Origin of the sequence: Paenarthrobacter sp., from assembly GCF_031180005.1 — a bacterium.
Taxonomy (GTDB): Bacteria; Actinomycetota; Actinomycetes; order Actinomycetales; family Micrococcaceae; genus Arthrobacter.
This window is the reverse complement of sequence record NZ_JAPSHI010000013.1, coordinates 1-22,862: the sequence shown is the minus strand read 5'-3', so window position 1 is coordinate 22,862 and position 22,862 is coordinate 1. Positions and strand designations below refer to the sequence as shown.

Genomic DNA, 22,862 nt, shown 5'->3' with positions numbered 1-22,862 from the left:
CCTTACGCGAGGGTAATAAGATCCAGGTAGTCTTCGTTCCAGTGGTCTTCAACACCGTCCGGAAGCAACACAACGCGCTCCGGGTTCAACGCAGACACGGCACCTTCGTCGTGACTGACCATGACGACGGCGCCGCTGTAGTTCTTGAGCGCCCCCAGGATTTCGGCGCGGCTGGCAGGGTCCAGGTTGTTGGTGGGCTCATCAAGGAGCAGCACGTTGGCGCTGGAGGCCACAATCGTCGCCAGGGCCAAACGTGTCTTCTCACCGCCGGAGAGTACGCCCGCAGGCTTGTCGACGTCGTCACCGGAAAACAGGAATGAACCCAGGATGCCGCGGACTTCGGCGTCTTTCATGTCCGGAGCTGAAGACCGCATATTCTCCAAGACCGTGCGGTCGACGTCGAGTGTTTCATGCTCCTGGGCGTAGTAGCCCACCTTGAGGCCGTGCCCGGGGATAATGTCGCCTGTGTCAGGCTTATCGACCCCCGCCAGCATGCGCAGAAGGGTGGTCTTGCCGGCACCGTTGAGGCCAAGAATGACCACCTTGGAGCCGCGATCAATTGCCAGGTCGACGTCCGTGAAGATTTCCAACGAGCCATAGGACTTGCTCAGGCCCTCCGCGGTCAGCGGGGTCTTGCCGCAAGGAGACGGATCGGGGAAGCGCAACGCGGCCACGCGGTCGTTTTCGCGCACGGCCTCCAGTCCACTCAGGAGCCTCTCGGCGCGCTTGGCCATGTTCTGGGCCGCCACGGCCTTGGTGGCCTTGGCGCGCATCTTGTTGGCTTGGTCAATCAGGACCTGCGCCTTCTTTTCGGCATTGGCGCGTTCGCGCTTCCGGGCGCGCTCATCCGTTTCGCGCTGGAGCAAGTAGCGCTTCCAGTCCATGTTGTAGAAGTCGATCTGGGCGCGGTTGGCGTCCAGCAGGAACACCTTGTTCACGGTTGCTTCGAGCAGGTCCGTGTCGTGGCTGATCACGATCAAGCCACCCTGGTGGTTCTTCAAGAAGTCGCGCAGCCAGGTAATGGAGTCAGCGTCAAGGTGGTTGGTGGGCTCGTCAAGGAGCAGGGTTTCCGCGTCCGAGTAAAGGATCCGTGCCAACTCGACACGGCGCCGCTGGCCACCGGAGAGAGTCTTCAACGGTTGGTTGAGCAGCCGATCCGGCAGTGCGAGGTTGGAGGAGATCGCAGCGGCTTCGGCCTCCGCAGCATAGCCGCCACCCGAGAGAAACTCAGCTTCAAGACGGTCATAGCGGTTCATGGCTTTCCGCTGTACAGCCGCATCGTCGCTTGCCATATCCTCGTGGGCCTTCTTGAGTTTGCCCACCACGACGTCCAAGCCGCGGGCGGAAAGGATGCGGTCCCGGGCAAGTTGCTCCATGTCAGGCGTCCGCGGGTCCTGTGGCAGGTAGCCGATCTCGCCGCTGCGGGTGACTTTGCCGCCTGCGGGAAGGCCTTCGCCGGCGAGGACCCGGGTGAGGGTTGTCTTGCCGGCACCGTTACGTCCGACGAGACCAATCTTGTCGCCTTTGTCCACCCTGAAGTTGACCTGGTCCATGAGCAGGCGTGCGCCGGCGCGGAGTTCGAGGTCCTGGACGGTAATCAATTCGGGTGATGCCTTTCAATGGGGAACGCTCGCGGGGACCGGTGGGTCCGATAAGTGCGGCGGGGTGCGGCCGTGAGAACAGCCTGTTCAAGTCTACCGGTACGCCGGCCGCTGGCGGACATCGGGCTCCAAAGGGGAAAACTGTGCCAACGGCCAAACAATTCCCGAAAGACTTTGTTGGAAGGCTCCAAAATCCCGGCCTCCTTACCTCCGTACCCTCGACAAGAGGGGAAACAAACTTTCATCGCACCGCACCCGATAGGACCGTCATGAGCCAGACCCAACCTGACACTGCTGCCACGGCCAAGGCGACAGCGCAGCGCACCGCCTCTGCCCGCAAACGCTGGAATGCCACCGACCTCGGCCTCATTGCCGTATTCGCAGCCCTCGTGGCCGCCTCCGCGATCGTCCCCGGCATACCGGTAGGCGCTCTAGGTGTTCCCATCACCCTGGTGACCCTGACGGTGATGCTCAGCGGGCTGGTGCTGGGCGCCGGACGCGGTTTCGCCGCCGTCGGGCTCTATGTGTTGCTCGGCTTCGCCGGGCTGCCGATCTTCAGCGGCGGCCGCAGCGGATTAGGGATTCTTGCAACGCCCTCCGCCGGATACATCATCGCGTTCCCGCTGGCCGCAGCGGCAACCGGCTACCTAGCGGCGGTTGTCCTCCGCCGGACGGTCAAGTTCCGTGCGCTCTGGCTTTTCGCAGCGGCGATGGTAAGCAGCATCGTGGTCATCCACGCGCTGGGTGTCCTGGGAATGATGGTCAATGCCAAATTGGACTTCACCAAAGCTCTCCTCGCAGACCTCCCCTTCGTCCCCGGTGACATTCTGAAGAACGTTCTGGCTGTGATCATCGCCATGGCGATTCACAAGGCATTCCCGGACGTGCTGGTGCGTCGGGTCAAGTAAAGCAGGAACAATCAGTAGATGAACTCCATCAGTTTCAGTAGTGTCTCGGTGCGCGTCCCGGTTGATGGCAGCGTCGTGCCCAAGACGTTGCTGCAGGACGTTTCGTTGCACCTGACCGAGCGCAGAATCGGGGTGATCGGCGCTAACGGATCCGGGAAATCCACACTGCTCCGTCTCCTGAACGGTTTGGTTGAACCGAGCGAAGGCAACGTTGTGGTCCACGGCGATGACACCGTGGCCGACGTCAGACGCGTCCGAGGCAATGTGGGCTTCGTCTTTACCGATCCCCTGTCCCAGTTGGTGATGCCCACAGGACGGGAAGACGTTGAGCTTTCCCTGCGCCGCTCCATCAAGAACTCCAAGGAACGGGCAGCACGGGCAGAAGTAGTCCTCGATCGCTTCGGCCTGCTGCACCTTGCCGATCAAAGCATCTACGAACTGTCCGGTGGTGAAAGGCAGCTGTTGGCACTGGCTGCAGTCCTTGCCGTTGATCCGGCAGTCCTGGTCCTTGACGAACCGTCCACCCTCCTGGACCTCCGGAACCGCGAACTTCTGCGGCGTACCGTAGCCGAACTCGACCAACAGGTGATCATGTCCACGCACGATCTCGACCTTGCGCTCGACATGGACCGGGTGCTGGTGGTGGAGTCCGGACGAATCGTGTTCGACGGCGGTGCTGCCGACGGCGTCGCACGTTACCGTGCGCTTTGCGCGGCTGCCCTGCTCAACGGTCCCTTGGGCGATGTGTCGAGGTGAGGGGCCACGGATTCCTGATTGCGAATTACGTCCGCGGTAATTCGATCATCCACCGCACTCCCCTGTGGTTGAAATTCATTGTGGTTGCCGCCTGTGGAACGGCGTCCTTCCTCATTGTGGATTATGCCGTTTCCCTTGTGGTTTTCGCCATCATGTGTGGCATGTTCCTCCTCACCGGAGCAGGCTTACGGCGACTTCTGAGGGCCATCTGGATGGTGGCGCCCATCCTGCTGGTCATCGGTCTCTTCCAGTGGTGGCAACTCGGTGGACCCACTGCGGCACGCATCGTGCTGAACGTGCTTGTTTGTGTGGTGGCAGCGTCCGTGCTGACAGCCACCACGCCCGTGCAGGAGCTGCTGGATGGTGTGGTGGCAGTGGCGAAACCGTTCCGGCGTTTCGGTGCCGATCCTGAACGTTTCGCCTTGACCATCGCAGTAATGCTCAGGAGCATTCCATTCATTGCGGGCACTTTCGCTGACGTACGGGACTCCGCGCGGGCACGTGGGCTTGAACGCAATCCCCGCGCGTTGGTCCTGCCTGTCTTCATCACCACCGTGGCGTACGCCCGTCAAACGGGCGACGCCCTGGCAGCCCGCGGGCTGGGCGAACCGGAGAGGGACTAAAGCCTGGTGTACCGCACCAGCGCGGCGGTTCCCATGCCACCTGCAATGCTGATCATTGCCAACGCCAACGGACTGTCGCCATGCGCTGAATATCGGCTGCGTGCCTGAGCCATCAACCGCGTTACCAGGACCGCGCCCGAGGCGCCGTAGCCGTGACCCAAAGCCAAGGCGCCGCCGTCGAGGTTGGCTCGCTCGGGATCTACCCGCAAGTAATCCATGCACGCAATGGTTTGGGAGGCAAACGCCTCGTTGAACTCAATCAGGTCAATGTCACCCGCATCCACTTCGTGGCGGTTAAGGAGCCGTTCGGCGGCGTGGCCGGCCCCAATACCAAGGAGTTCCGGACCAACGCCGGCGGTGTCGCACCCCAACACCAGCAATCCGTCCAACGCACTCATCTTCCGGGCTCGCTTGAGTGACGTTATGACCACAGCGGAGGCTGCGTCTGCGTCGAAGCAGGAGTTGGCAGCCGTGACAGTTCCACCCGGGACGAACGCAGCAGGGAACCTCGACATCAGCGAAGCCCTCAGAGTAGCCCGGGGGCCGTCATCGGAATCGACCAGTTTTTCGTTGCTCTTAAGCGGAACGATTTCATCCGCGAACGCCCCTGCCCGCGACGCTTCAACCGCACGGCGATGGCTCCGGAGTGCGTACTCGTCCTGCCTCTCCCGGGTCACGCCATATTCGCGGGCCACGTTCTCCGCAGCAACACCCATATCAGGGTCACCGAACTGTGGAGGCACAAAGCTGGCCCTGGAATAAAACTCGAGTTCGCCGTCGTCGGCTCTGTTGGCCCGGGCCGGTGCGGTGCTGATGCTCTCAACGCCGCCGGCAAGGTACAGCGGATTGCCCCCGGCAGTCACAAGTCGTGACGCCAGCGCAATGGCGTCAAGGCCTGAACCACACTGCCGGTCAACGGTAAGGCCTGGCACGGTCACCGGAAAGCCGGCCTGGAGTGCGGCGAACCGGGCCACATTTCCGCCCCCGCCCACGGCGTTTCCGATGATGACATCGTCCACATCCGCAGGGTCCGCATGTATTTCCCGGAGAAGGGAACCCAACACGGGTGCCAGGAGATCCGGTGCCCGGAGGTGCTTCAGTTGCCCTTTGGCTCGACAAATCGGAGACCGAAGCGCGGCAATGATTACGGGTTGCCGGGATTCGTCGGATCCGTGGTGCAACAATCCGACGCCAGGCTTGCCGCTACCCGAAGGTTTGCCCCTATCCAAGGGGCTGTGCCCGGGAGTCATGATTCTTGATCCAGTCCAGCAGGACTTTTCTACTGACCTTGCCCCGGTCAGTCATGGGCAACTCCGTTAACAAGTAGTACTGCAACGGCCATTTGTCCCGTGCCAGCAGCCCATCCAGGCCCGTGCGGAGCTGGGTAGCGGTGACCGCACCATAGGCAGGCACGACGCCGGCAATCACCTTTTGGCCGCGGACATCGTCGGGAGCCCCGGCGGCAATCGCAACGTCCACACCAGGCACGGAGCTAACGGCAAGCTCAACCTCATGGGGGTAGACATTCTTTCCCGAAGTAATGATCATGTCCGAGCGGCGGCCGAGAATGTGAAGGGTGCCGTTTTCCAGGAAGCCCTGATCCCCCACGGTGTACCAACCGTCAAGGCACCGTAGTGCTTGACCATCGTCCCCCCAAAGGTAGCCGTTGCTGACCATTCCGCTGCGAACGCTGATATTGCCGTGGTCGCCGTCCGGCACGGACCTGCCAGTGTCATCCAGAATGCTCAGTTCAACGCCCGGGAAGGGCAAGCCAATACTGGTGCCGCCCGCGTCCAGTGGTTCACCAGCGGCAAGGCGGGTGCCGGAAACAAAGCTCAATTCGGAGGCACCGTAGTACTCGTAAATGGCCGCGCGGGGCGCCCATCGCCGAGCCGCCTCCAACGTCCGGGCGTCCAACTTGGAACCCGCGCAAATGATGCTGCGGATGCCCGAAGCATCAACGTCGCCGGCGAGTCCCCGTTCGCTCAGCAGACGCAGCGCCGTGGGCGCCAGGACCAGCCGGGTGATGCCGTCGTGACTGATGGCAGCATGGGCGTCGCCGACGTCGAACGACTCAAGCGTGTGGAACGCGGCCCCCGCATACAGGCACTCCGAGAGGGCATACAAGTTCAGGCTGGCTGACAGGGGTCCCGGCGCCAGGGTGCAATCATCCTGTGAGAGGCCAAAAAATTCAATGGACGCTTGGAAGGACACTTGCCAGGAACGACGGGACCTGGTGAACGCTTTGGGAACCGAAGTGGTGCCGGACGTCAGGCCAATCAGGAAGGTGCTGGACGGGTCTCCATCCACCAGCTCAGCCTGCATGGATGTGATGCCACCAAAGACGCGCGATGAAATTTCCTCGATCATCGGGACCGGCCATTCGGGGTCCAGCACAGCACAGCGACGCTCCCCCGCCACAGCAGCCGCGTAACGCTCAACAAAGCGAACGGAGTTGGGCTCGGCAAGAACAGTAGTGGCAGTAGCGTCACTCAGCAACCCTGCTGCAGCGTCGCGAAGTCCCGCCCAGGTGAGCCGGCTGCTGCCCACAACGACGGCGGTGTCGTGGGGGCGCTCTTCGGCCCAGAGCTGAAGTTTGTCCAGGAAAGGCATCCATCCAATTTTACGGCAGTGTCCGGCGCCGGGCACCAATAGTGACGTCTATTCTGACTGTATGAGTTTCAATGACGGCGCACAGCTTGACCCCTCGCAAGTGGAAGACCGACGTGGCGGTGGCATGGGCCGTGGCACGAAGATCGGCGGTGGCATCGGCGGTGGAATAGTGGTGCTGTTGCTGGCACTTTTCGGTATCAATCCCAATATCCTCGGGGACCTTACAGGCAGCGGAAGCCAGCCACCCGCCGTCGAAAGTGGTGGTGGGGCCGGAGGTGTCCAGGAATGCCGGACAGGTGCCGACGCGGACAAGCGCCTGGACTGCCGGATCACCGGGACAGTGAACAGCCTCAATGCCTTCTGGCCTGACTACCTGGCGGACTATAACGTGGAATATCCCCGTCCCAAGACCGTCATTTTCAGCCAAGCCACGAACACCGGTTGCGGTGCGGCCACAAGTGCCGTGGGTCCGTTCTACTGCCCTGCGGACACCACCGCCTACTTTGATCCTGGGTTCTTTGATGACCTGGTAACCCGGTTCGGCTCGTCGGGAGGTCCTTTGGCGCAGGAGTACGTAGTCGCCCACGAATTTGGACACCATGTCCAGAACATCCTCGGTAACCTTGACCAAGCCCAGCAGGACCCGCAAGGTCCCCAGTCCGGCGCCGTCAGGGTGGAACTGCAGGCTGATTGTTATGCGGGACTGTGGGTTAGGCATGCCACCACCCAGACGGACGCCAGCGGCAAACCCTTCCTTGATCCCCTGACCCAACAGGACCTGCAGGATGCCCTCTCGGCTGCTTCCGCCGTTGGCGATGACCGGATCCAGGAAGCGGCAACCGGCCGGGTGTCTCCTGAATCCTGGACCCACGGGTCCAGTGAGCAGCGGCAGAAATGGTTCTATCAGGGGTATACCACTGGCGATATCAACAAGTGCGACACCTTTGGGGTGGCTGTGCCCTAGTGTGTTGACGACATGAATGCATTGGCGACATGAAAAGGAAGGGTTCCGGGCGGCAAGCCCGGAACCCTTCCTCATGCCCGCCGAAGCGAGCGAAAACTGCTGATCAGATGTTGAAGCCGAGGGCGCGCATCTGGTCCTTGCCGTCGTCGGTGATCCGCTCGGGACCCCATGGCGGCATCCATACCCAGTTCAGGCGCCAATCATCAACTACGCCGTCGAGGGACTTGCCCACCTGCTCTTCAAGCACGTCCGTCAGCGGGCAGGCCGCCGTGGTCAGTGTCATGTCGATCAGGAGCGCGCCGTCTTCGTCGGAGTACTTGAGTCCGTAGAGAAGGCCCAAGTCCACGATGTTGACCCCCAGTTCGGGGTCAATGACGTCCTTGAGCGCTTCCTCGACGTCCTCGAGGCTGGTTCGCGCCGTGTTGATTTCGGTCATGGAACGATCCTAACTAGGCCTGCACTGCAGGAGCAACGGCAACGCCTGCGCCTGGAGCGTAGCGGTCGTAACCCTCTTCTTCAAGACGGTCCGCGAGCTCGGGTCCGCCCTCTTCAACAACCTTGCCGTCAACGAAGACGTGGACGAAGTCCGGCTTGATGTAGCGCAGGATACGGGTGTAATGGGTGATAAGCAGTGTGCCCATGTTGCCCTCTTCGTGCGCGCGGTTGACGCCCTCGGAGACAACCTTCAAAGCATCGACGTCAAGGCCGGAGTCGGTCTCGTCAAGGATGGCGAACTTCGGCTTGAAGAGTTCGAGCTGAAGGATTTCAACACGTTTCTTCTCACCACCGGAGAAGCCTTCGTTGACGTTGCGCTGTGCGAAGTCGGCGTCGATACGGAGCTGCTGCATGGCAGCCTTGACGTCCTTGGTCCACGTGCGCAGGGCGGGTGCTTCGCCGTCGATCGCGGTTTTGGCGGTCCGCAGGAAGTTGGTCATGGTGACGCCGGGAACCTCTACCGGGTACTGCATGGCGAGGAAGACACCTGCACGGGCGCGCTCATCAACGCTCATTTCCAGCACGTCTTCGCCGTCCAGCGTAATGGTGCCGCTGGTGACGTTGTAGCGCGGGTGGCCGGCGATGGTGGAGGCAAGGGTGGACTTGCCCGAGCCGTTGGGGCCCATGATGGCGTGCGTTTCACCGGTCTTGATGGTGAGGCTGACGCCCTTCAGGATCTCCTTGGTGCCCTGCTCCGTCTCGATGCTGACGTGCAGGTCCTTGATTTCAAGAGTTGACATGCTCTTCTTTCTTTCCGTTCGTAAGTCTGGCGGTACTGGGCGCTTAGTAGTGATCTACCGAGGCGCCGTTCACAACATTGGTCACGTCCACGTAAACGTCGTCTCCGTCGATGGTGACAGCGAAAACGGGGACGGGGTCGTAAGCAGGCAGCTGGAGCGGCTGTCCACTGCGGAGGTCGAACTGGGAACCATGTCCCCAGCATTCAATCGCGCAGCCTTCAACCTCACCCTCGGACAACGAGATGTCCGCGTGCGAGCAGGTATCGGCGATGGCATGGATGTCGCCCATCGAGTCCTTGACGATGGCTACAGGGTAGTCATCAATCAGGACGCGCAGCGCTTGCTTGACCTGGATGTCATTGGCGTTGCATACCAGTTCGCCCTTGGTTTCTTCACTCATTGTTGCTCTGCCTGGCCTGTCTAGTTGTCGGTCGCGGCGAGTTCGCGCTCAACAGCTGCGGTCAGGCGCTCTTCGATTGCCGGGACCTTGATCTGCTGGATGATCTCGTTGAGGAAGCCTCGGACCACCAGGCGGCGGGCAACCTTTTCCGGGATGCCACGGGCCATAAGGTAGAACAGGTGCTCGTCGTCAAAGCGGCCGGTGGCGCTGGCGTGGCCTGCACCATCGATCAAACCGGTTTCGATTTCGAGGTTGGGAACTGAGTCCGCGCGGGCGCCATCAGTGAGGACCAGGTTACGGTTGGCCTCGTAGGTATCCGTGCCTTCGGCTTCCTTGCGGATCAGGACGTCGCCGACCCACACACTGTGGGCGTTGCGGCCCTGAAGGGCGCCCTTGTAGAGGACGCGTGACTTGCAGTTGGCCACTGCGTGGTCAACGAAGAGCCGCTGCTCAAGGTGCTGTCCGGCGTCTGCGAAGTACAGGCCGAACATCTCGACGTCGGCACCCGGCGCCGTGAAGCGCGTGGACGGCGTGACGCGTACGAGGTCGCCGCCAAGGCTGACCACGATGTGCTTGAACTTGGCGTCGCGGCCGATCTTTGCCTGCTGCGACGACGCGTGGACAGCGTTATCTGCCCATTCCTGCAAGGACACAACGGTCAGCTCAGCGCCGTCTTCAACGATGATTTCCACGTTCTCGGACACAACTGCGGAACCCTGGTGGTCCAGAACCACAACCGCCTTGGAGAAGCGCTCTGCCACAATCACGATGTGCTGGGCAGACGGTGCCTCTCCAGCGCCGGTAATCAGGACAGAGACTTCATTTTCGGCCTGCAGCTCGGCGGGCACGGTGACGACAGTGGCCTCGGCGAAGTTCTCCCAGGCGTTGGCAGACACGAGGTCTTCCGGAATGGCCGCCTGGCCAATGCGCTTGTCATCGCGGCCAACGGTTTCAACAACGACGCCGGCCGGTGCCGTGACGCTGACAGCCGGAGCTGCGCCATTGAGGACTTCGGTGTGGAGGCCACGCAGGCGCTTCAGCGGCGTGAAGCGCCAGTCTTCCTCAAGGCCGTTCAACGGCTTGAAGTCCGCCAGCTTGTAGGAGGTGAGACGCCCCGCACGGGAGCTGTCCGGGATGCCAACGCCGCCACCATGCGAGTGGCTCTTGGCCGAAGCACCGGCGAGAGGGCCAGCGGAAGGCTGCTCCGACGTCGTGCTGGTGTTCGTTCCGGTGTTGACGGGCGAAAGGTTCTCGCCTTCCTCGGTGAAGCCGTTGATAAACGGCTGGGCCGAGGGCGCGCCGATGCGCGCCTTTTCAGTAGTGATATCAGTCATTGTTAACCGACGGACCCTTCCATCTGCAGTTCAATCAGGCGGTTCAGCTCAAGAGCGTATTCCATGGGCAATTCACGCGCGATCGGCTCGATGAAGCCGCGCACGATCATGGCCATGGCCTCGTCCTCGGGCATGCCGCGGGACATCAGATAGAAGAGCTGCTCTTCGCTGACGCGTGAAACGGTGGCCTCGTGGCCCATGACAACGTCATCCTCGCGGATGTCAATGTACGGGTACGTGTCCGAACGGGAGATGGTGTCCACCAGGAGGGCGTCACAACGGACCGTGTTGGCCGAGTGCTTCGCGCCTTCACGGACTTGTACCAGGCCGCGGTAAGCAGCGCGTCCGCCGCCGCGGGCCACAGACTTGGAAATGATGGAGCTCTTGGTGTTCGGTGCGATGTGCACCATCTTGGACCCGGTGTCCTGGTGCTGGCCCTCGCCCGCGAAGGCGATGGACAGTGTCTCTCCCTTGGCGTGCTCGCCCACAAGGTAGACGGCCGGGTACTTCATGGTCACCTTGGAACCGATGTTGCCATCGATCCACTCCATGGTGGCGCCCTCTTCGCAGATGGCGCGCTTGGTGACGAGGTTGTACACGTTGGTGGACCAGTTCTGGATGGTCGTGTAGCGGACGCGGGCGCCCTTCTTCACGATGATCTCCACGACGGCCGAGTGCAAGGAATCCGAGGTGTAGATCGGAGCGGTGCAGCCCTCGATGTAGTGAACGTAGGAGTCCTCATCGGCGATGATCAGAGTGCGCTCGAACTGGCCCATGTTTTCCGTGTTAATACGGAAGTATGCCTGGAGCGGGATGTCCACGTGCACGCCCTTGGGCACGTACACGAACGATCCACCGGACCATACGGCCGTGTTCAGCGACGCGAACTTGTTGTCGCCCACCGGGATGATGGTGCCGAAGTACTCCTGGAAGATCTCCGGGTGCTCCCGCAGCGCGGTGTCAGTGTCCAGGAAGATGACGCCCTGGGCTTCCAGGTCCTCGCGGATCTGGTGGTACACGACCTCGGACTCGTACTGGGCTGCGACGCCCGAAACCAGGCGGCTGCGCTCAGCTTCCGGGATGCCCAGCTTTTCGTAGGTGTTCCGGATGTCTTCCGGAAGGTCTTCCCACGTTGCCGCCTGCTTCTCGGTGGAGCGCACGAAGTACTTGATGTTGTCGAAGTCGATGCCGGAGAGGTCTGCACCCCAGGTAGGCATGGGCTTGCGGTCGAAGTACTTAAGGCCTTTGAGCCGCAGATCGAGCATCCATTCGGGCTCGTTCTTCTTCGAGGAGATATCGCGGACGACCTCCTCGTTGAGGCCACGACGGGCGTTGGCGCCTACGTCGTTCTTGTCGGCCCAGCCGTACTCGTAGTTTCCGATACCGTGCAGTTCGGGATTCTTCTCCAGAATCTCCGAGATCACAGTGCCGTCAGCTACCGCTTTCTCTGCTATTTGGTCCGTCATCACGGCCTTTCTTGCTGGTTGTTTGATTCCTGGTACGGGTTCCCGGGCTGCTCTGCGACATCCGGGGATGCCGTGGCAGCCGGGCGCCCGGTAGGTATGTGGGTGGTGCAGACGTGTCCGCCCTGCGCGAGCGTGGACAGGCGCCGGACATCGACACCTACCAAGCGCGAGAAGACCTTGGTCTCCGTGTCGCAAAACACGGGAAACTGTGCGGCAAGCCGCTGAATCGGGCAGTGGCCCTGGCAAAGCTGGACACTGGACAACGCTGCCGGCAAAGGTGCTTTGGCTTCTATGGAGTGGGCTGACGCGACGAAACCATCACGGCTGAGGGCCTTTGACAATGCCATGGCGCGGGCCGTGATGTCATCACCGGCGGCTTCCACCTCGGGGGCATAGCGGCGTTCCATGTCCGAGAAGCGTTCTTCCGCGTACTCGCGGACTGCATCCTCGCCGGCAAGTTCCTGAAGACGCCTGAGCGCGGAGCTGGCGATGTTCAGGTAATCGTCGCCGAGCTTGGACTGCCCCTGCGAGCTAAGGACGTAACGGCGCGCCGGACGGCCTGCGCCGGAACCGGCCTTAGCCACTCGTTTGACCTCAATAACCCCGCTGCGTTCCAGATGGTCAAGGTGACGACGAACTGCAGCCGGCGTGAATCCCAGAAGGTCGCCCAGCTCCGCGGCACTTACCGGGCCGTTCTCCAGAACAGCGCTCAAGACCCGGTCCCGTGTACGGTCATCCGCGTCCGGCAGCGCAGGCGAGGCAACGAAGGCCTCTGCCGCTGCAGCATGCCGCGTTGAGGGCATGGAAGTTGGACTGCTCATGGAATACACAACACAATCATGTCGTAATTTGTTTCATGCATCCAGTAAGGCAAGACTGACCTTAGCCAGTCGCTGAGTGTGACCGTACTACTTCCCGTAGAATACTCTGGTGCGATCCCCCGATTCCCCTGTCCTCACTATAGATGGACTCATAAAGGACGTAGGCCCCCTGGCCTCCCTTGACGGCAAAATGCTCAGGGTGGTCAGTGGGCTGTCCCTTGTGGCCGAACGCGGCCAAGTAACCGCCCTGTTGGGGGCGAACGGCGCTGGTAAAACCACCACCTTGGAGTGCGCCCAAGGCTTGCAGAAGCGGACGGGCGGACGCATTTCCCTGCTGGGAGCGGACCCGGATACGGCAGGTGCCGACCTCAGGTCCCGCGTAGGTGTGATGCTCCAGGACGGCGGCCTCCCGCCGTCGGCCCGTCCAATCCCACTCTTGCGGCACGTTGCCGGCATGTACCAAAAGCCCATGAACGTTGACGCCTTGGTGGAACGGCTGGGAATTGACCAGTTCAGCAGGACCAGCGTTCGCCGCCTTTCCGGGGGGCAGAAGCAGCGTCTGGCACTAGCGGCGGCCCTTGTTGGTAATCCTGAAATCCTGTTTCTCGACGAACCCAGTGCCGGGCTGGATCCGCAGTCGCGGCAAATGGTTTTCGAACTTATTGCCGAGCTTCGGGATGCCGGGATGGGCATAGTGTTGACAACGCACCTGATGGACGACGCGGAGCGCCTGGCGGACTACGTATACATCATCGACGGCGGTCACAACGTGGTGGAGGGAACGGTCGCCGAGCTGCTACGGCACGATCACGGCGCAGACTCTCCCATCACGGATCGGACGCTTTACTTCGATGCCCCCGGAGGATTGAATTTCACCGGTGCTTTAGGAGCGGGCCTTCAGATAACGGAGACTCGCTCAGGGAGTTACTCAATCACCGGTGCGATCACGCCGAAAGACCTCGCATCACTGACTGCGTGGTGGGCTGAACGGAACATCATGCCCGCCTCGCTGCGGTTGGAAGCGCGTAGCCTGGAAGACGTGTTCCTGGACATTTCCGGAAGGGACCTCCGATGAGCAAGCTCCTCTCCCCCAACGCCGGACCGGCGTCCCTGCCGCGCCGGATCATGCAGCAGGGCCGCTACGAGACCGTCACCATGCTGCGGAACGGTGAGCAACTCATCCTTGCCGTCGTCCTACCCCTGATGGCCCTGGTGGGTCTGGTTGTTACTCCATTACTTGACGGCCTCGGCGGGTCCCGCGTAGACGTCGCCACGCCTGGGATTCTGGCCCTGTGCGCCATGTCCACAGCTTTCACCGGTCAGGGCATCGCCACCGGTTTTGATCGCCGATACGGAGTACTCCGCTTCCTGTCTACTACTCCCCTTGGCAGGGGCGGACTCATCGCGGGCAAGATTTTGGCCGTGCTGGTGGTCCTGTTCCTTCAGGTGCTGGTAGTCGGGACAGTTGCCGGCCTGCTGGGATGGCAACCACGGCTCGAGGCTTGGCTTCCAGGAATGGGGCTTCTGGTTCTCGGCGCCGCTGCCTTCACTGCTTTGGGCTTGCTGGTGGCAGGCACTGTGCGGCCGGAAGCTACCTTGGCAATTACCAACCTGCTGTGGATCCTCCTCGGGGCATTGGGCGGCATTGTGGTGCCTGCCGAACGATTGCCGTCGTTGCTTCAAGGGATCGTTCAATTTCTTCCTTCCGGGGCCTTGGGCCAAGCACTTCGGGACGCCTTCCTGTTGGGCGCTGTGCCTTTCCCCGCCGTAGCAGTCCTCCTGCTATGGACCGTCCTGGCCGGCGCCGCGGCCATCCGATGGTTCAAGTGGAACTAACCCGACCAGGCACCGACCACCAACGCAGAACTGAGAAGTGAGAAAACTGTGAGCACGGCATCGCGCCTCCCAAAAACCGTCCAGCGATTGACCTCCAAGTTGCCAACCGAGGTCAACAAGGCCGTGCGCCGCCTGGCGTTGTTGTCCCTCATTGGGCAGACCGTTCTGGTGGTAACTGGTGGCGCCGTACGACTCACAGCGTCTGGCCTGGGCTGCCCGACGTGGCCGCGCTGCACCAGCGATTCGTTGGTTAACACGCCGGAGATGGGCCTTCACGGGTTCATTGAATTCGGCAACCGCCTACTCACCTTCGCCCTCGCGGCGGTGGCCGCCATGATGTTGGTGTACTTGTGGAACCTCCGCAAGGAACGTCGGGACCTCTTCATGCTTGCAGTGGGACTCCTTGCCAGCATCCCGGCGCAGGCAGTGATCGGTGGAATCACCGTACTGTCCGGCCTTAACCCCTGGGTTGTGGGCCTGCACTTCCTGGTCTCCATGGCTTTGGTGGTATTTGCCACGCTGCTGGTCAACCGGGCTTACGGTCGGACCGGCCGTTTCATGAATCGCACCCTCCCGTCCGTCCCTTCGCTTGCTCGCCCCGTGATGTTTGCTGTTGCCGTCTGCTCGGCGGTTTCGGTGATGCTGGGCGTTGTTGTCACTGGCGCAGGGCCGCACGCAGGCGACGCAGATGCGCCCCGCAACAACCTCGACTGGGACCTTTTCTCACATATCCACGCCGTGCCCGCTTACCTCATCACCGCCGGAACGCTGTTCGCGGTGTACCTGGTGGTCCGCCACAAAATCGAAGGTCCGTTCCGCACTGCGACCTATCTCCTGCTGGGCGTGACGTTGCTGCAGGCTGTCATCGGCTTCACCCAGTACTACAACGGCATTCCGGCTCTCTTGGTTGGTGCGCATATGTTCGGGGCAGCCGTCCTGATGAGCGCGGCCACCAACGCTGCCGACCTTGCGAAGCACAGCCCGGCCAACTAGCTCGTTCTATGCCCGGATGAGCTGGGCGGGGTTGGACCGCGAAGCCACCAGGGCCGGGTACAGCGCGGACAACGTTCCGCTGGCCAGACCGGCTCCGATTCCCCACAGCGCCGCATACCAAGGGATCGCGGCCTGAGAGTAGTCACCACCCTTGCCATACTGGTTCTGTGCAGAGGACGACAGTTTTGGTGGAGGGCGAGAGCGACCGGCTGGCTGTGGAAATGCTGGCTAAAAGGCTGGGCCACGACCTAAGGATGGAACGCGTTTCGATTGTGCCGATGAATGGTGCCACGAGCATCGTGCACTTCGTCCACCGCTATGGGCGCACTGGGGCGGGTCACCGATTGTTGGGTCTATGCGATTTCGGCGAGGCTGCGGGCATTGCCCGTGCGCTCATGCGGGCTGGCCTAGGGTCAGGCGGGCTGCGGGACCAAGGCTTCCAAGTCTGTAACGCCGATTTGGAGGACGAGCTCATCCGATGCCTTGGCGTTGATGCCGTGCTCAACGTCATCGCGGACCAAGGGGAGCTCGCGTCCTTTGGGTTGCTGCAACGCCAGCCCTCGTTGCGGGACCAGCCTGTGGAAGGGCAGTTACGGCGATTCTTCGCGGGGCGCAGCGGGAATAAGATCCGCTACGCGCCTCTGCTTGTCAATGCGCTACCGGAAGGACAGGCGCCTCTTCCCCTAGCCCGACTAGTCGCATCTTTCGGGTCGTGAGGTGAGAGGGCGTTGGCTTCAAACCCGTGGGAGGTGAGAGGGCGTTGGCTTCAAACCCGTGGGAGGTGAGAGGGCGTTGGCCTCAAGCCCGTGGGAGGTGAGAGAGCGTTGGTGGGCTAGCCGCCGACGATCGCTGAACCGATGAAGGGATCAACGGCCAAGGCGATGAAGAGCAACGTCAGGTAGCTGATGGAGCCGTGAAACACCTTCATGGCGCCCTTATTGGAAACATCGCCACCCTGCGCACGCTTGTACAACGCGTGGCTCTCGTAAAGGAACCAGGCTCCGGCAACAACGGCCACGATCGTGTAGACCCATCCGGCCCCACCCACCGGGATCATCAGCAGCGAGCAGGCAACCATGGCCCAAGCGTAAAGAACTACCTGGACAGAGACCACCTTCGCGCCGGCAATGGCGCCGAGCATGGGAACCTTGGCGTTGCGATAGTCCTCGCCGTAACGCATGGACAGCGGCCAGTAGTGAGGAGGCGTCCAGAGGAAAATCACCATGAAGAGCACGATGGCGGGCCATTCGACAGTGTTGGTGACCGCTGCCCAGGCGATGAGCACCGGGAAGCAACCCGCAGCGCCGCCCCAGACGATGTTCTGGGCAGTGCGGCGTTTGAGGATCATGGTGTAGATCACCACGTAGAACACGATCGCACCAAGGCCCAACCAAGCAGACAGCGGGTTGGCGCCGAACCACAGGATTGCGATGGAGGCGGCGCCGAGGATCCAGGCGAAGATCAGTGCTTCACGGGGTGTCACTTCACCGGTGACCAGCGGACGTTTCTCCGTGCGGTGCATCAATTTATCGATGTCGCGGTCGATGTAGCAGTTGAAGACGCCTGCGCTGCCGGCAGCGAATGCGCCACCAACGAGGGTTGCAAGGATCAGGCCGATGGACGGGAAGCCACGCTGCGCAAAGATCATGGTGGGAAGTGTGCTGACCAATAGCAACTCGATGACACGGGGCTTTGTCAGAGCCAGATACGCCTTGAACTTACGGGACATTCCGATGCTTCCCCGGGCCGGGGACGCGTTAACGGGCGTATCAGTTGTGCTCACGGCGGCAGTCACTCTGTTCTATGCTCTGGGGTTCTCGCAGCGGCTGCCGTCCCTCAAACCGGGCGCATGAACCGCTGCTGGCCTCCAAATATCATACCGTGGCGGAAAGCGCTCCGATGTCCGCAAAATACGTCAATGTTTCCGAATCTTCACTCTTCCGCCGGGCCATAGTGATTCATATAAGGGAAATTCTGTCCAGTTAGTGGGATTCCCTGAGTTCCATGACACGTTTAGGGCTAAGCTGTTGAGCAGATCAGCACACGTTGACCATCCGGGAAACCGTATTCTTGGATATCCGTGCGTCTGGATGAGAGATCAACGTTTCAATGGTGAACGGCTGGTAGACACATTGCAGCGGGCGCCATCCTGTGCTTCCTGCGTGCCGTGTCCATACACCTGCCGTCAGCACAGAGAGGGGCTCGGTTTTCGTGCCACATTTGGAAGAGCAAGAACTGTCATGGACCGATCTGGACAAGAAGGCTGTTGACACCGTTCGCGTGTTGGCCGCTGACGCCGTGGAGAAGGTCGGCAATGGCCACCCTGGTACGGCGATGAGCTTGGCTCCGGCAGCGTACCTGCTGTTCCAGAAGCTGATGCGTCATGACCCGAAGAACCCGGATTGGCTCGGCCGTGACCGTTTTGTCCTGTCGCCGGGCCACACGTCGTTGACTCTTTACATCCAGTTGTTCCTGTCCGGTTATGGCTTGGAACTGAAGGACCTTGAGGCTCTGCGTACCTGGGGTTCACTGACCCCGGGGCACCCTGAGTACAAGCACACCGCCGGTGTGGAAATCACCACCGGTCCGCTGGGCCAAGGCCTTGCCTCGGCTGTTGGTTTCGCTTACTCCCAGCGTCGCCAGCGCGGATTGTTCGACGCCGATGCTCCCGCCGGCGAATCGCCGTTCGACCACACCATCTGGGTTATCGCTTCCGACGGTGACCTCCAGGAAGGCGTAACGTCCGAGGCTTCCTCGCTCGCCGGCCACCAGGAACTGGGCAACCTCGTAGTGATCTACGACGAGAACCACATCTCCATCGAAGACGACACGGACATCGCGTTCACCGAAGATGTCCTGAAGCGTTACGAGGCCTACGGCTGGCACACCCAGCGCGTGGACTGGACCAAGACCGGCGACTACGTCGAAGATGTCCAGGAACTCTACGCGGCACTGCTCGCTGCGAAGGCAGAGACGAACAAGCCGTCCATCATCTCGCTGCGCACCATCATCGGTTACCCGGCACCGAAGAAGCAGAACACCGGCAAGATCCACGGCTCCGCCCTGGGCGCCGAGGAAGTCGCAGCATTGAAGACCGTGCTTGGCTTTGATCCGGCAAAGTCCTTCGACGTCGACGAAGAAGTCCTTGCGCACGCCCGCAAGGTCCTTGACCGCGGTGCCGAGTCGCGTGCGGCCTGGCAGTCCTCGTTTGAGGCATGGCAGTCTTCCAACCCGGACGCTGCTGCGCTGCTGGAACGCGTTGAAGCCAAGAAGCTCCCCGTTGGCATCGACTCTGCCCTCCCCGTGTTCGAAGCAGGCAAGGATGTTTCCACCCGTGCAGCCTCGGGCAAGGTCCTGAACGCCATCGGACCGGTACTTCCGGAGCTGTGGGGCGGCTCGGCCGACCTCGCTGAGTCCAACAACACCACCATTGAAGGCTCGCCGTCGTTCATCCCGACGTCCCGTTCCACGGACGCCTGGAAGGGCAACCCGTACGGACGTGTGCTGCACTTCGGTATTCGTGAGCACGCTGCCGCGTCGATCGTGAACGGTATCTCGCTGCACGGCCGCACTCGCGCATTCTCCGGCACGTTCCTGATCTTCAGCGACTACCAGCGCCCGGCCATCCGCCTCGGCGCGCTGATGGGTGTTCCGTCCCTGTACGTATGGACGCACGACTCCATCGGTCTGGGCGAAGACGGCCCCACCCACCAGCCGGTGGAACAGCTCGCCTCGCTGCGCGCCATCCCGGGCCTGGACGTTGTCCGTCCCGGCGACGCGAACGAGGTCTCCGCTGCCTGGAAGGCCATGCTGGAGAACCACGAGAACCCGGCGGGCATTGTCCTGACACGTCAGAACATCCCCACCTATGCCCGCGGCGAAGGTGAAGCAAACGGTGACACGTTCGGTTCCACCGCAGGTGTGGCCAAGGGCGGTTACGTCCTGGCCGAAGCCTCCAAGGACGGCGAAACCGTTGACGCGCAGGTCATCCTGATCGGCACGGGCTCCGAAGTCCAGCTCGCCGTGCAGGCCCGCGAAGCATTGCAGGCCGAAGGCATCGCAGCACGCGTTGTGTCCATGCCGTGTGTTGAGTGGTTCAACAAGCAGGACGAGGCCTACCGCGAGTCGGTCCTCCCGGCATCCGTGAAGGCCCGTGTCTCGGTTGAAGCAGGCCTGGCTCTGGGCTGGCGCGAATTCGTCGGCGACGCCGGCCGCTCCATCTCGCTGGAACACTTCGGCGCCTCGGCTGACTACAAGCGGCTCTTCAACGAATTCGGCATCACCGCCGAAGCCGTCGCCGCCGCAGCAAAAGACTCCCTCGCAGACTCCAACGCATAACAGTCTGCTTCCCTCTCACAAGGAGAAAAACACATGTCTACAACTCCCACACAGCAGCTCTCCGACGCCGGTGTCTCCATCTGGCTTGATGACCTTTCGCGCAACCGCTTGGAGACGGGCACTCTGCAGAAGCTCATCGACGAAAAGAACGTCGTTGGTGTGACCACCAACCCGTCCATCTTCCACGCCGCCATCACTGCCGGCACGGATTACGACGCCACCATCGCAGCGCAGGCCGCGGCCGGTGCCAGCGTCGAAGAAACGATCTTCGAAATCACCACCACGGACGTCGCTGACGCCTGCGATCTCTTCGCGCCCGTCGCCGCCGCCACCAAGGGTGTGGATGGCCGCGTTTCCATCGAGGTCGACCCCCGCCTTGCATGGGATACCGCCGGAACCATCGCCGAGGCCAAGCACCTCTACGCCAAGGTCAACAAGGACAACGTCCACATCAAGATCCCGGCAACGCTTGAAGGCCTCGAAGCCATCACGGCTACGCTGGCCGAGGGCATCAGCGTCAACGTGACCCTGATCTTCTCCCTGGAGCGCTACCGCGCGGTCATCAACGCTTTCCAGTCCGGCCTTGAGCAGGCCAAGGAGAACGGCCACGACCTCTCCAAGATCCACTCCGTGGCATCGTTCTTCGTCTCCCGCGTTGACTCCGAGATCGACAAGCGCCTTGACGCCATCGGCACCGATGAAGCCAAGGCACTCAAGGGCAAAGCCGGCGTCGCGAATGCACGCCTGGCCTACCAGGTCTACGAAGAGCTCTTCTCCACCGAGCGCTGGGCAGTGCTGGCCGAGGCCGGCGCGCTCCCCCAGCGTCCTCTGTGGGCCTCCACTGGCGTGAAGGACCCGGCCTACCCGGACACCCTCTACGTGACCGAACTCGTCGCAGCCGGCGTCGTCAACACCATGCCGGAAAAGACCCTCGACGCCACGTTCGATCACGGCGTCGTTACAGGTGACACCATCAGCGGCACTTACGACGAAGCGAACGAGACCCTCAACGCCCTCGAAGCCCTCGGCGTCTCCTACAACGACGTCGTCACCCTCCTCGAGACCGAAGGCCTCGAGAAGTTCGTAGGCTCCTGGAAGGAACTCCTCGCCGACGTCGAAGGCGCACTCGCCACCGCACGGAAGGCTTCCTAACCCATCATGAGCACAATCAGCTACGACGCCAGCGGTGCTGCCCAAGAGGCCATCGCCCAGCACATTGACAGCCTGGTCGAGGAAAAGATCGCAACCCGGATTTTCGCGAAAGACCACACTCTATGGGGTCCTGAAGCGGAGTCTGAGTCGGCGATTCGTCTCGGCTGGGTAGAGGCTGCCACCGTGTCCCAACCTTTGGTCGAAGGCATTCTGGAACTTCGCGATGCCCTCCGCGCCGACGGCGTCTCACGCATTGTCCTGTGTGGCATGGGTGGGTCGTCGTTGGCTCCCGAGGTCATCGCCGGCACTGCCGGCGTCGAGCTGACTGTTTTGGACAGCACTGATCCTGAACAGGTCAGTGCTGCCTTGGCGGACCGGCTGGCGGAAACTGCCATCGTTGTTTCCTCCAAGTCCGGCTCCACCGTTGAAACTGACTCCCAGCGCCGCGTGTTCGAAAAGGCGTTCAACGATGCCGGTATCGACGCCAAGAGCAGGATCATCATTGTTACTGACCCGGGTTCTCCGCTGGATAAGGTTTCCCGCGAGGCCGGTTACCGTGCAGTGTTCAACGCTGACCCCAACGTCGGCGGCCGTTTCTCGGCGCTAACCGCATTTGGCTTGGTGCCATGCGGGCTGGCCGGCGTGGATATCCAGGCGTTCCTGGACGAGGCAGAAGAGGCTGCTGAGATCCTCAACGAGGACTCTGCTGACAACATCGGACTGGCTCTGGGCATTGCCCTTGGTGGTACCAGCCCGCTGCGTAACAAGATCGTCATCGCCGAGGACGGTTCAGGCATAGCAGGTTTCGCCGATTGGGCCGAACAGCTCATCGCGGAGTCCACAGGCAAGCTGGGCACCGGCGTCCTGCCGGTCGTAGCAGGCCCGGAATCCCCGGAAGCCCTGAACGGTGCCGAGGACATCCTGGTGGTCCGGCTGGTGGACGCCGATGCGGATGTAGAACTGCGTGACAACGAGGTTGCCATTGCCGGTGGCTTGGCTTCGCAGATGTTTGTGTGGGAGTTTGCCACTGTCGTGGCGGGTCGACTGCTGGGCATCAACCCGTTTGACCAGCCCGACGTCGAGGCCGCCAAGGTGGCTGCGCGTGGCTTGCTGGACGCCCGCCCAGAACCCACACCCGCAGCCTTCACTGATGGCGCTGTGGAAGTTCGCGGCGCCGACTGGCTCGGCTCTGCCTCCACTGTTTCCGATGCCGTGCAGGCGCTCCTTGGCCAGCTCGGCGCGGACGGTTACCTCAGCGTTCAGGCTTACCTTGACCGCATTTCCCACGCGCCGCTTGAAGGCATCCGCGATGAACTCGCAGCCGTATCCGGGCGTCCGGTGACGTTCGGCTGGGGTCCTCGGTTCCTTCACTCCACCGGCCAGTTCCACAAGGGCGGACCGGCCATCGGTGTGTTCCTGCAGGTAACTGCAGCATCCTCCACTGATCTTGAGATCCCGGAGCGGCCTTTCACCTTCGGTCAGCTCATTGCTGCCCAGGCCTCGGGCGACGCCCAGGTCCTCGAAGGCCATGGCCGCCCCGTATTGCGCCTGCACCTCACTGAGCGCGCTGCGGGTGTAGCCCAACTCCAGGAAGTCGTCGCTGCATTGGCCAACCAAGCCAGCGCACTCGAAAGCTAAGGCACAGAACCAAACATGCCAGAAACTGAAAACGGCAGGAAGAACGCCGGCCTCCGGAATCCTTTGCGGGATCCGCGGGATCGGCGCTTGAATCGTATTGCCGGGCCGTCGTCGTTGGTGTTCTTCGGAGTCACTGGTGATCTTGCCCGTAAGAAGCTCATGCCTGCGGTTTATGACTTGGCGA

General features: G+C 61.8%; 21 protein-coding genes and 2 pseudogenes. 12 read left to right on the top strand and 11 right to left on the bottom strand.

Annotated features, from left to right (window positions below; translation table 11 throughout):
• Nucleotides 1–2: 2 nt before the first annotated feature.
• Entirely contained in the window at nt 3–1,601 is a 1,599-nt protein-coding gene (locus RIF72_RS11195; protein WP_011774803.1) for an ABC-F family ATP-binding cassette domain-containing protein, read from the bottom strand.
• A gap of 269 nt (nt 1,602–1,870) precedes the next feature.
• On the opposite strand from RIF72_RS11195, the gene RIF72_RS11190 reads away from it, so the two are divergent.
• From RIF72_RS11190 to RIF72_RS11180, 3 genes are read left to right on the top strand one after another with little or no spacing between them, the layout of a single operon-like run.
• Nucleotides 1,871–2,509, top strand: a complete 639-nt coding sequence (locus RIF72_RS11190) for a biotin transporter BioY (protein ID WP_309074918.1) — start codon at nt 1,871–1,873, stop codon at nt 2,507–2,509.
• Between the two features lie 18 nt (nt 2,510–2,527).
• Nucleotides 2,528–3,265, top strand: a complete 738-nt coding sequence (locus tag RIF72_RS11185) for an ABC transporter ATP-binding protein (protein ID WP_309074917.1) — start codon at nt 2,528–2,530, stop codon at nt 3,263–3,265.
• On the top strand, nt 3,262–3,888 hold the full coding sequence (locus RIF72_RS11180; protein ID WP_309074915.1) for an energy-coupling factor transporter transmembrane component T: 627 nt from the start codon (nt 3,262–3,264) through the stop codon (nt 3,886–3,888). Before RIF72_RS11185 ends, RIF72_RS11180 begins: the two co-directional genes overlap by 4 nt.
• Here RIF72_RS11180 and RIF72_RS11175 read toward each other — a convergent pair.
• Together RIF72_RS11175 and RIF72_RS11170 are read right to left on the bottom strand one after the other, a co-directional pair.
• Nucleotides 3,885–5,138 (bottom strand): thiolase family protein, encoded by a 1,254-nt coding sequence (locus RIF72_RS11175; protein ID WP_309074914.1) that lies wholly within the window; start codon nt 5,136–5,138, stop codon nt 3,885–3,887. The genes RIF72_RS11180 and RIF72_RS11175 overlap by 4 nt on opposite strands.
• Entirely contained in the window at nt 5,110–6,501 is a 1,392-nt protein-coding gene (locus tag RIF72_RS11170; protein WP_309074912.1) for an AMP-binding protein, read from the bottom strand. Before RIF72_RS11170 ends, RIF72_RS11175 begins: the two co-directional genes overlap by 29 nt.
• Before the next feature lie 61 nt (nt 6,502–6,562).
• Between RIF72_RS11170 and RIF72_RS11165 the strand changes: the two genes are divergently transcribed.
• Nucleotides 6,563–7,465, top strand: coding sequence for a neutral zinc metallopeptidase (locus tag RIF72_RS11165; protein WP_309074911.1), 903 nt, complete (start codon nt 6,563–6,565; stop codon nt 7,463–7,465).
• A gap of 103 nt (nt 7,466–7,568) precedes the next feature.
• Here the strand turns inward: RIF72_RS11165 and RIF72_RS11160 are convergent, their stop codons facing one another.
• From RIF72_RS11160 to RIF72_RS11135, 6 genes are read right to left on the bottom strand one after another with little or no spacing between them, the layout of a single operon-like run.
• Entirely contained in the window at nt 7,569–7,901 is a 333-nt protein-coding gene (locus tag RIF72_RS11160) for a metal-sulfur cluster assembly factor (RefSeq protein WP_054808115.1), read from the bottom strand.
• A 13-nt stretch (nt 7,902–7,914) separates the two neighbouring features.
• On the bottom strand, nt 7,915–8,700 hold the full coding sequence (gene sufC / locus RIF72_RS11155) for a Fe-S cluster assembly ATPase SufC (protein WP_011774795.1): 786 nt from the start codon (nt 8,698–8,700) through the stop codon (nt 7,915–7,917).
• 43 nt (nt 8,701–8,743) lie between these two features.
• Complete coding sequence (locus RIF72_RS11150; protein WP_017200887.1) at nt 8,744–9,100, bottom strand: non-heme iron oxygenase ferredoxin subunit; 357 nt, start codon at nt 9,098–9,100, stop codon at nt 8,744–8,746.
• 20 nt (nt 9,101–9,120) lie between these two features.
• Entirely contained in the window at nt 9,121–10,434 is a 1,314-nt protein-coding gene (gene sufD, locus RIF72_RS11145) for a Fe-S cluster assembly protein SufD (protein WP_309074908.1), read from the bottom strand.
• A 2-nt stretch (nt 10,435–10,436) separates the two neighbouring features.
• Nucleotides 10,437–11,900: a Fe-S cluster assembly protein SufB gene (gene sufB, locus RIF72_RS11140; RefSeq protein ID WP_011774792.1), complete on the bottom strand. Its 1,464-nt coding sequence runs from the start codon at nt 11,898–11,900 to the stop codon at nt 10,437–10,439.
• Nucleotides 11,900–12,721, bottom strand: coding sequence for a helix-turn-helix domain-containing protein (locus RIF72_RS11135; RefSeq protein WP_309074904.1), 822 nt, complete (start codon nt 12,719–12,721; stop codon nt 11,900–11,902). The genes sufB and RIF72_RS11135 overlap by 1 nt, the downstream gene beginning before the upstream one ends.
• Nucleotides 12,722–12,830: 109 nt before the next feature.
• Between RIF72_RS11135 and RIF72_RS11130 the strand changes: the two genes are divergently transcribed.
• The 4 genes and pseudogenes from RIF72_RS11130 to RIF72_RS11115 form a co-directional block, all read left to right on the top strand.
• Nucleotides 12,831–13,796, top strand: a complete 966-nt coding sequence (locus RIF72_RS11130; RefSeq protein ID WP_309074902.1) for an ABC transporter ATP-binding protein — start codon at nt 12,831–12,833, stop codon at nt 13,794–13,796.
• Nucleotides 13,793–14,557, top strand: coding sequence for an ABC transporter permease (locus RIF72_RS11125; RefSeq protein WP_309074900.1), 765 nt, complete (start codon nt 13,793–13,795; stop codon nt 14,555–14,557). Before RIF72_RS11130 ends, RIF72_RS11125 begins: the two co-directional genes overlap by 4 nt.
• A 48-nt stretch (nt 14,558–14,605) precedes the next feature.
• Nucleotides 14,606–15,550: a COX15/CtaA family protein gene (locus RIF72_RS11120; protein WP_309074899.1), complete on the top strand. Its 945-nt coding sequence runs from the start codon at nt 14,606–14,608 to the stop codon at nt 15,548–15,550.
• Nucleotides 15,551–15,717: 167 nt separating this feature from the next.
• Nucleotides 15,718–15,852: pseudogene (locus RIF72_RS11115) on the top strand (TOPRIM nucleotidyl transferase/hydrolase domain-containing protein); the annotation flags it as partial.
• 111 nt (nt 15,853–15,963) lie between these two features.
• Here the strand turns inward: RIF72_RS11115 and RIF72_RS11110 are convergent.
• On the bottom strand, nt 15,964–16,101 hold the full coding sequence (locus tag RIF72_RS11110; protein WP_309075041.1) for a hypothetical protein: 138 nt from the start codon (nt 16,099–16,101) through the stop codon (nt 15,964–15,966).
• Between the two features lie 281 nt (nt 16,102–16,382).
• Entirely contained in the window at nt 16,383–17,345 is a 963-nt protein-coding gene (locus tag RIF72_RS11105) for a heme o synthase (protein WP_309074897.1), read from the bottom strand.
• 416 nt (nt 17,346–17,761) lie between these two features.
• On the opposite strand from RIF72_RS11105, the gene tkt reads away from it, so the two are divergent.
• The 4 genes and pseudogenes from tkt to RIF72_RS11085 all read left to right on the top strand — a co-directional run.
• A complete protein-coding gene (gene tkt, locus RIF72_RS11100; RefSeq protein ID WP_309074895.1) occupies nt 17,762–19,888 on the top strand; it encodes a transketolase in 2,127 nt (708 codons plus the stop codon).
• 33 nt (nt 19,889–19,921) lie between these two features.
• The gene (gene tal / locus RIF72_RS11095) at nt 19,922–21,040 is read left to right on the top strand and encodes a transaldolase (RefSeq protein WP_309074894.1); all 1,119 of its coding nucleotides are present in this window, start codon (nt 19,922–19,924) and stop codon (nt 21,038–21,040) included.
• 6 nt (nt 21,041–21,046) lie between these two features.
• Nucleotides 21,047–22,678, top strand: a complete 1,632-nt coding sequence (locus tag RIF72_RS11090) for a glucose-6-phosphate isomerase (RefSeq protein ID WP_309074892.1) — start codon at nt 21,047–21,049, stop codon at nt 22,676–22,678.
• Between the two features lie 15 nt (nt 22,679–22,693).
• Nucleotides 22,694–22,862: pseudogene (locus RIF72_RS11085) on the top strand (glucose-6-phosphate dehydrogenase); the annotation flags it as partial.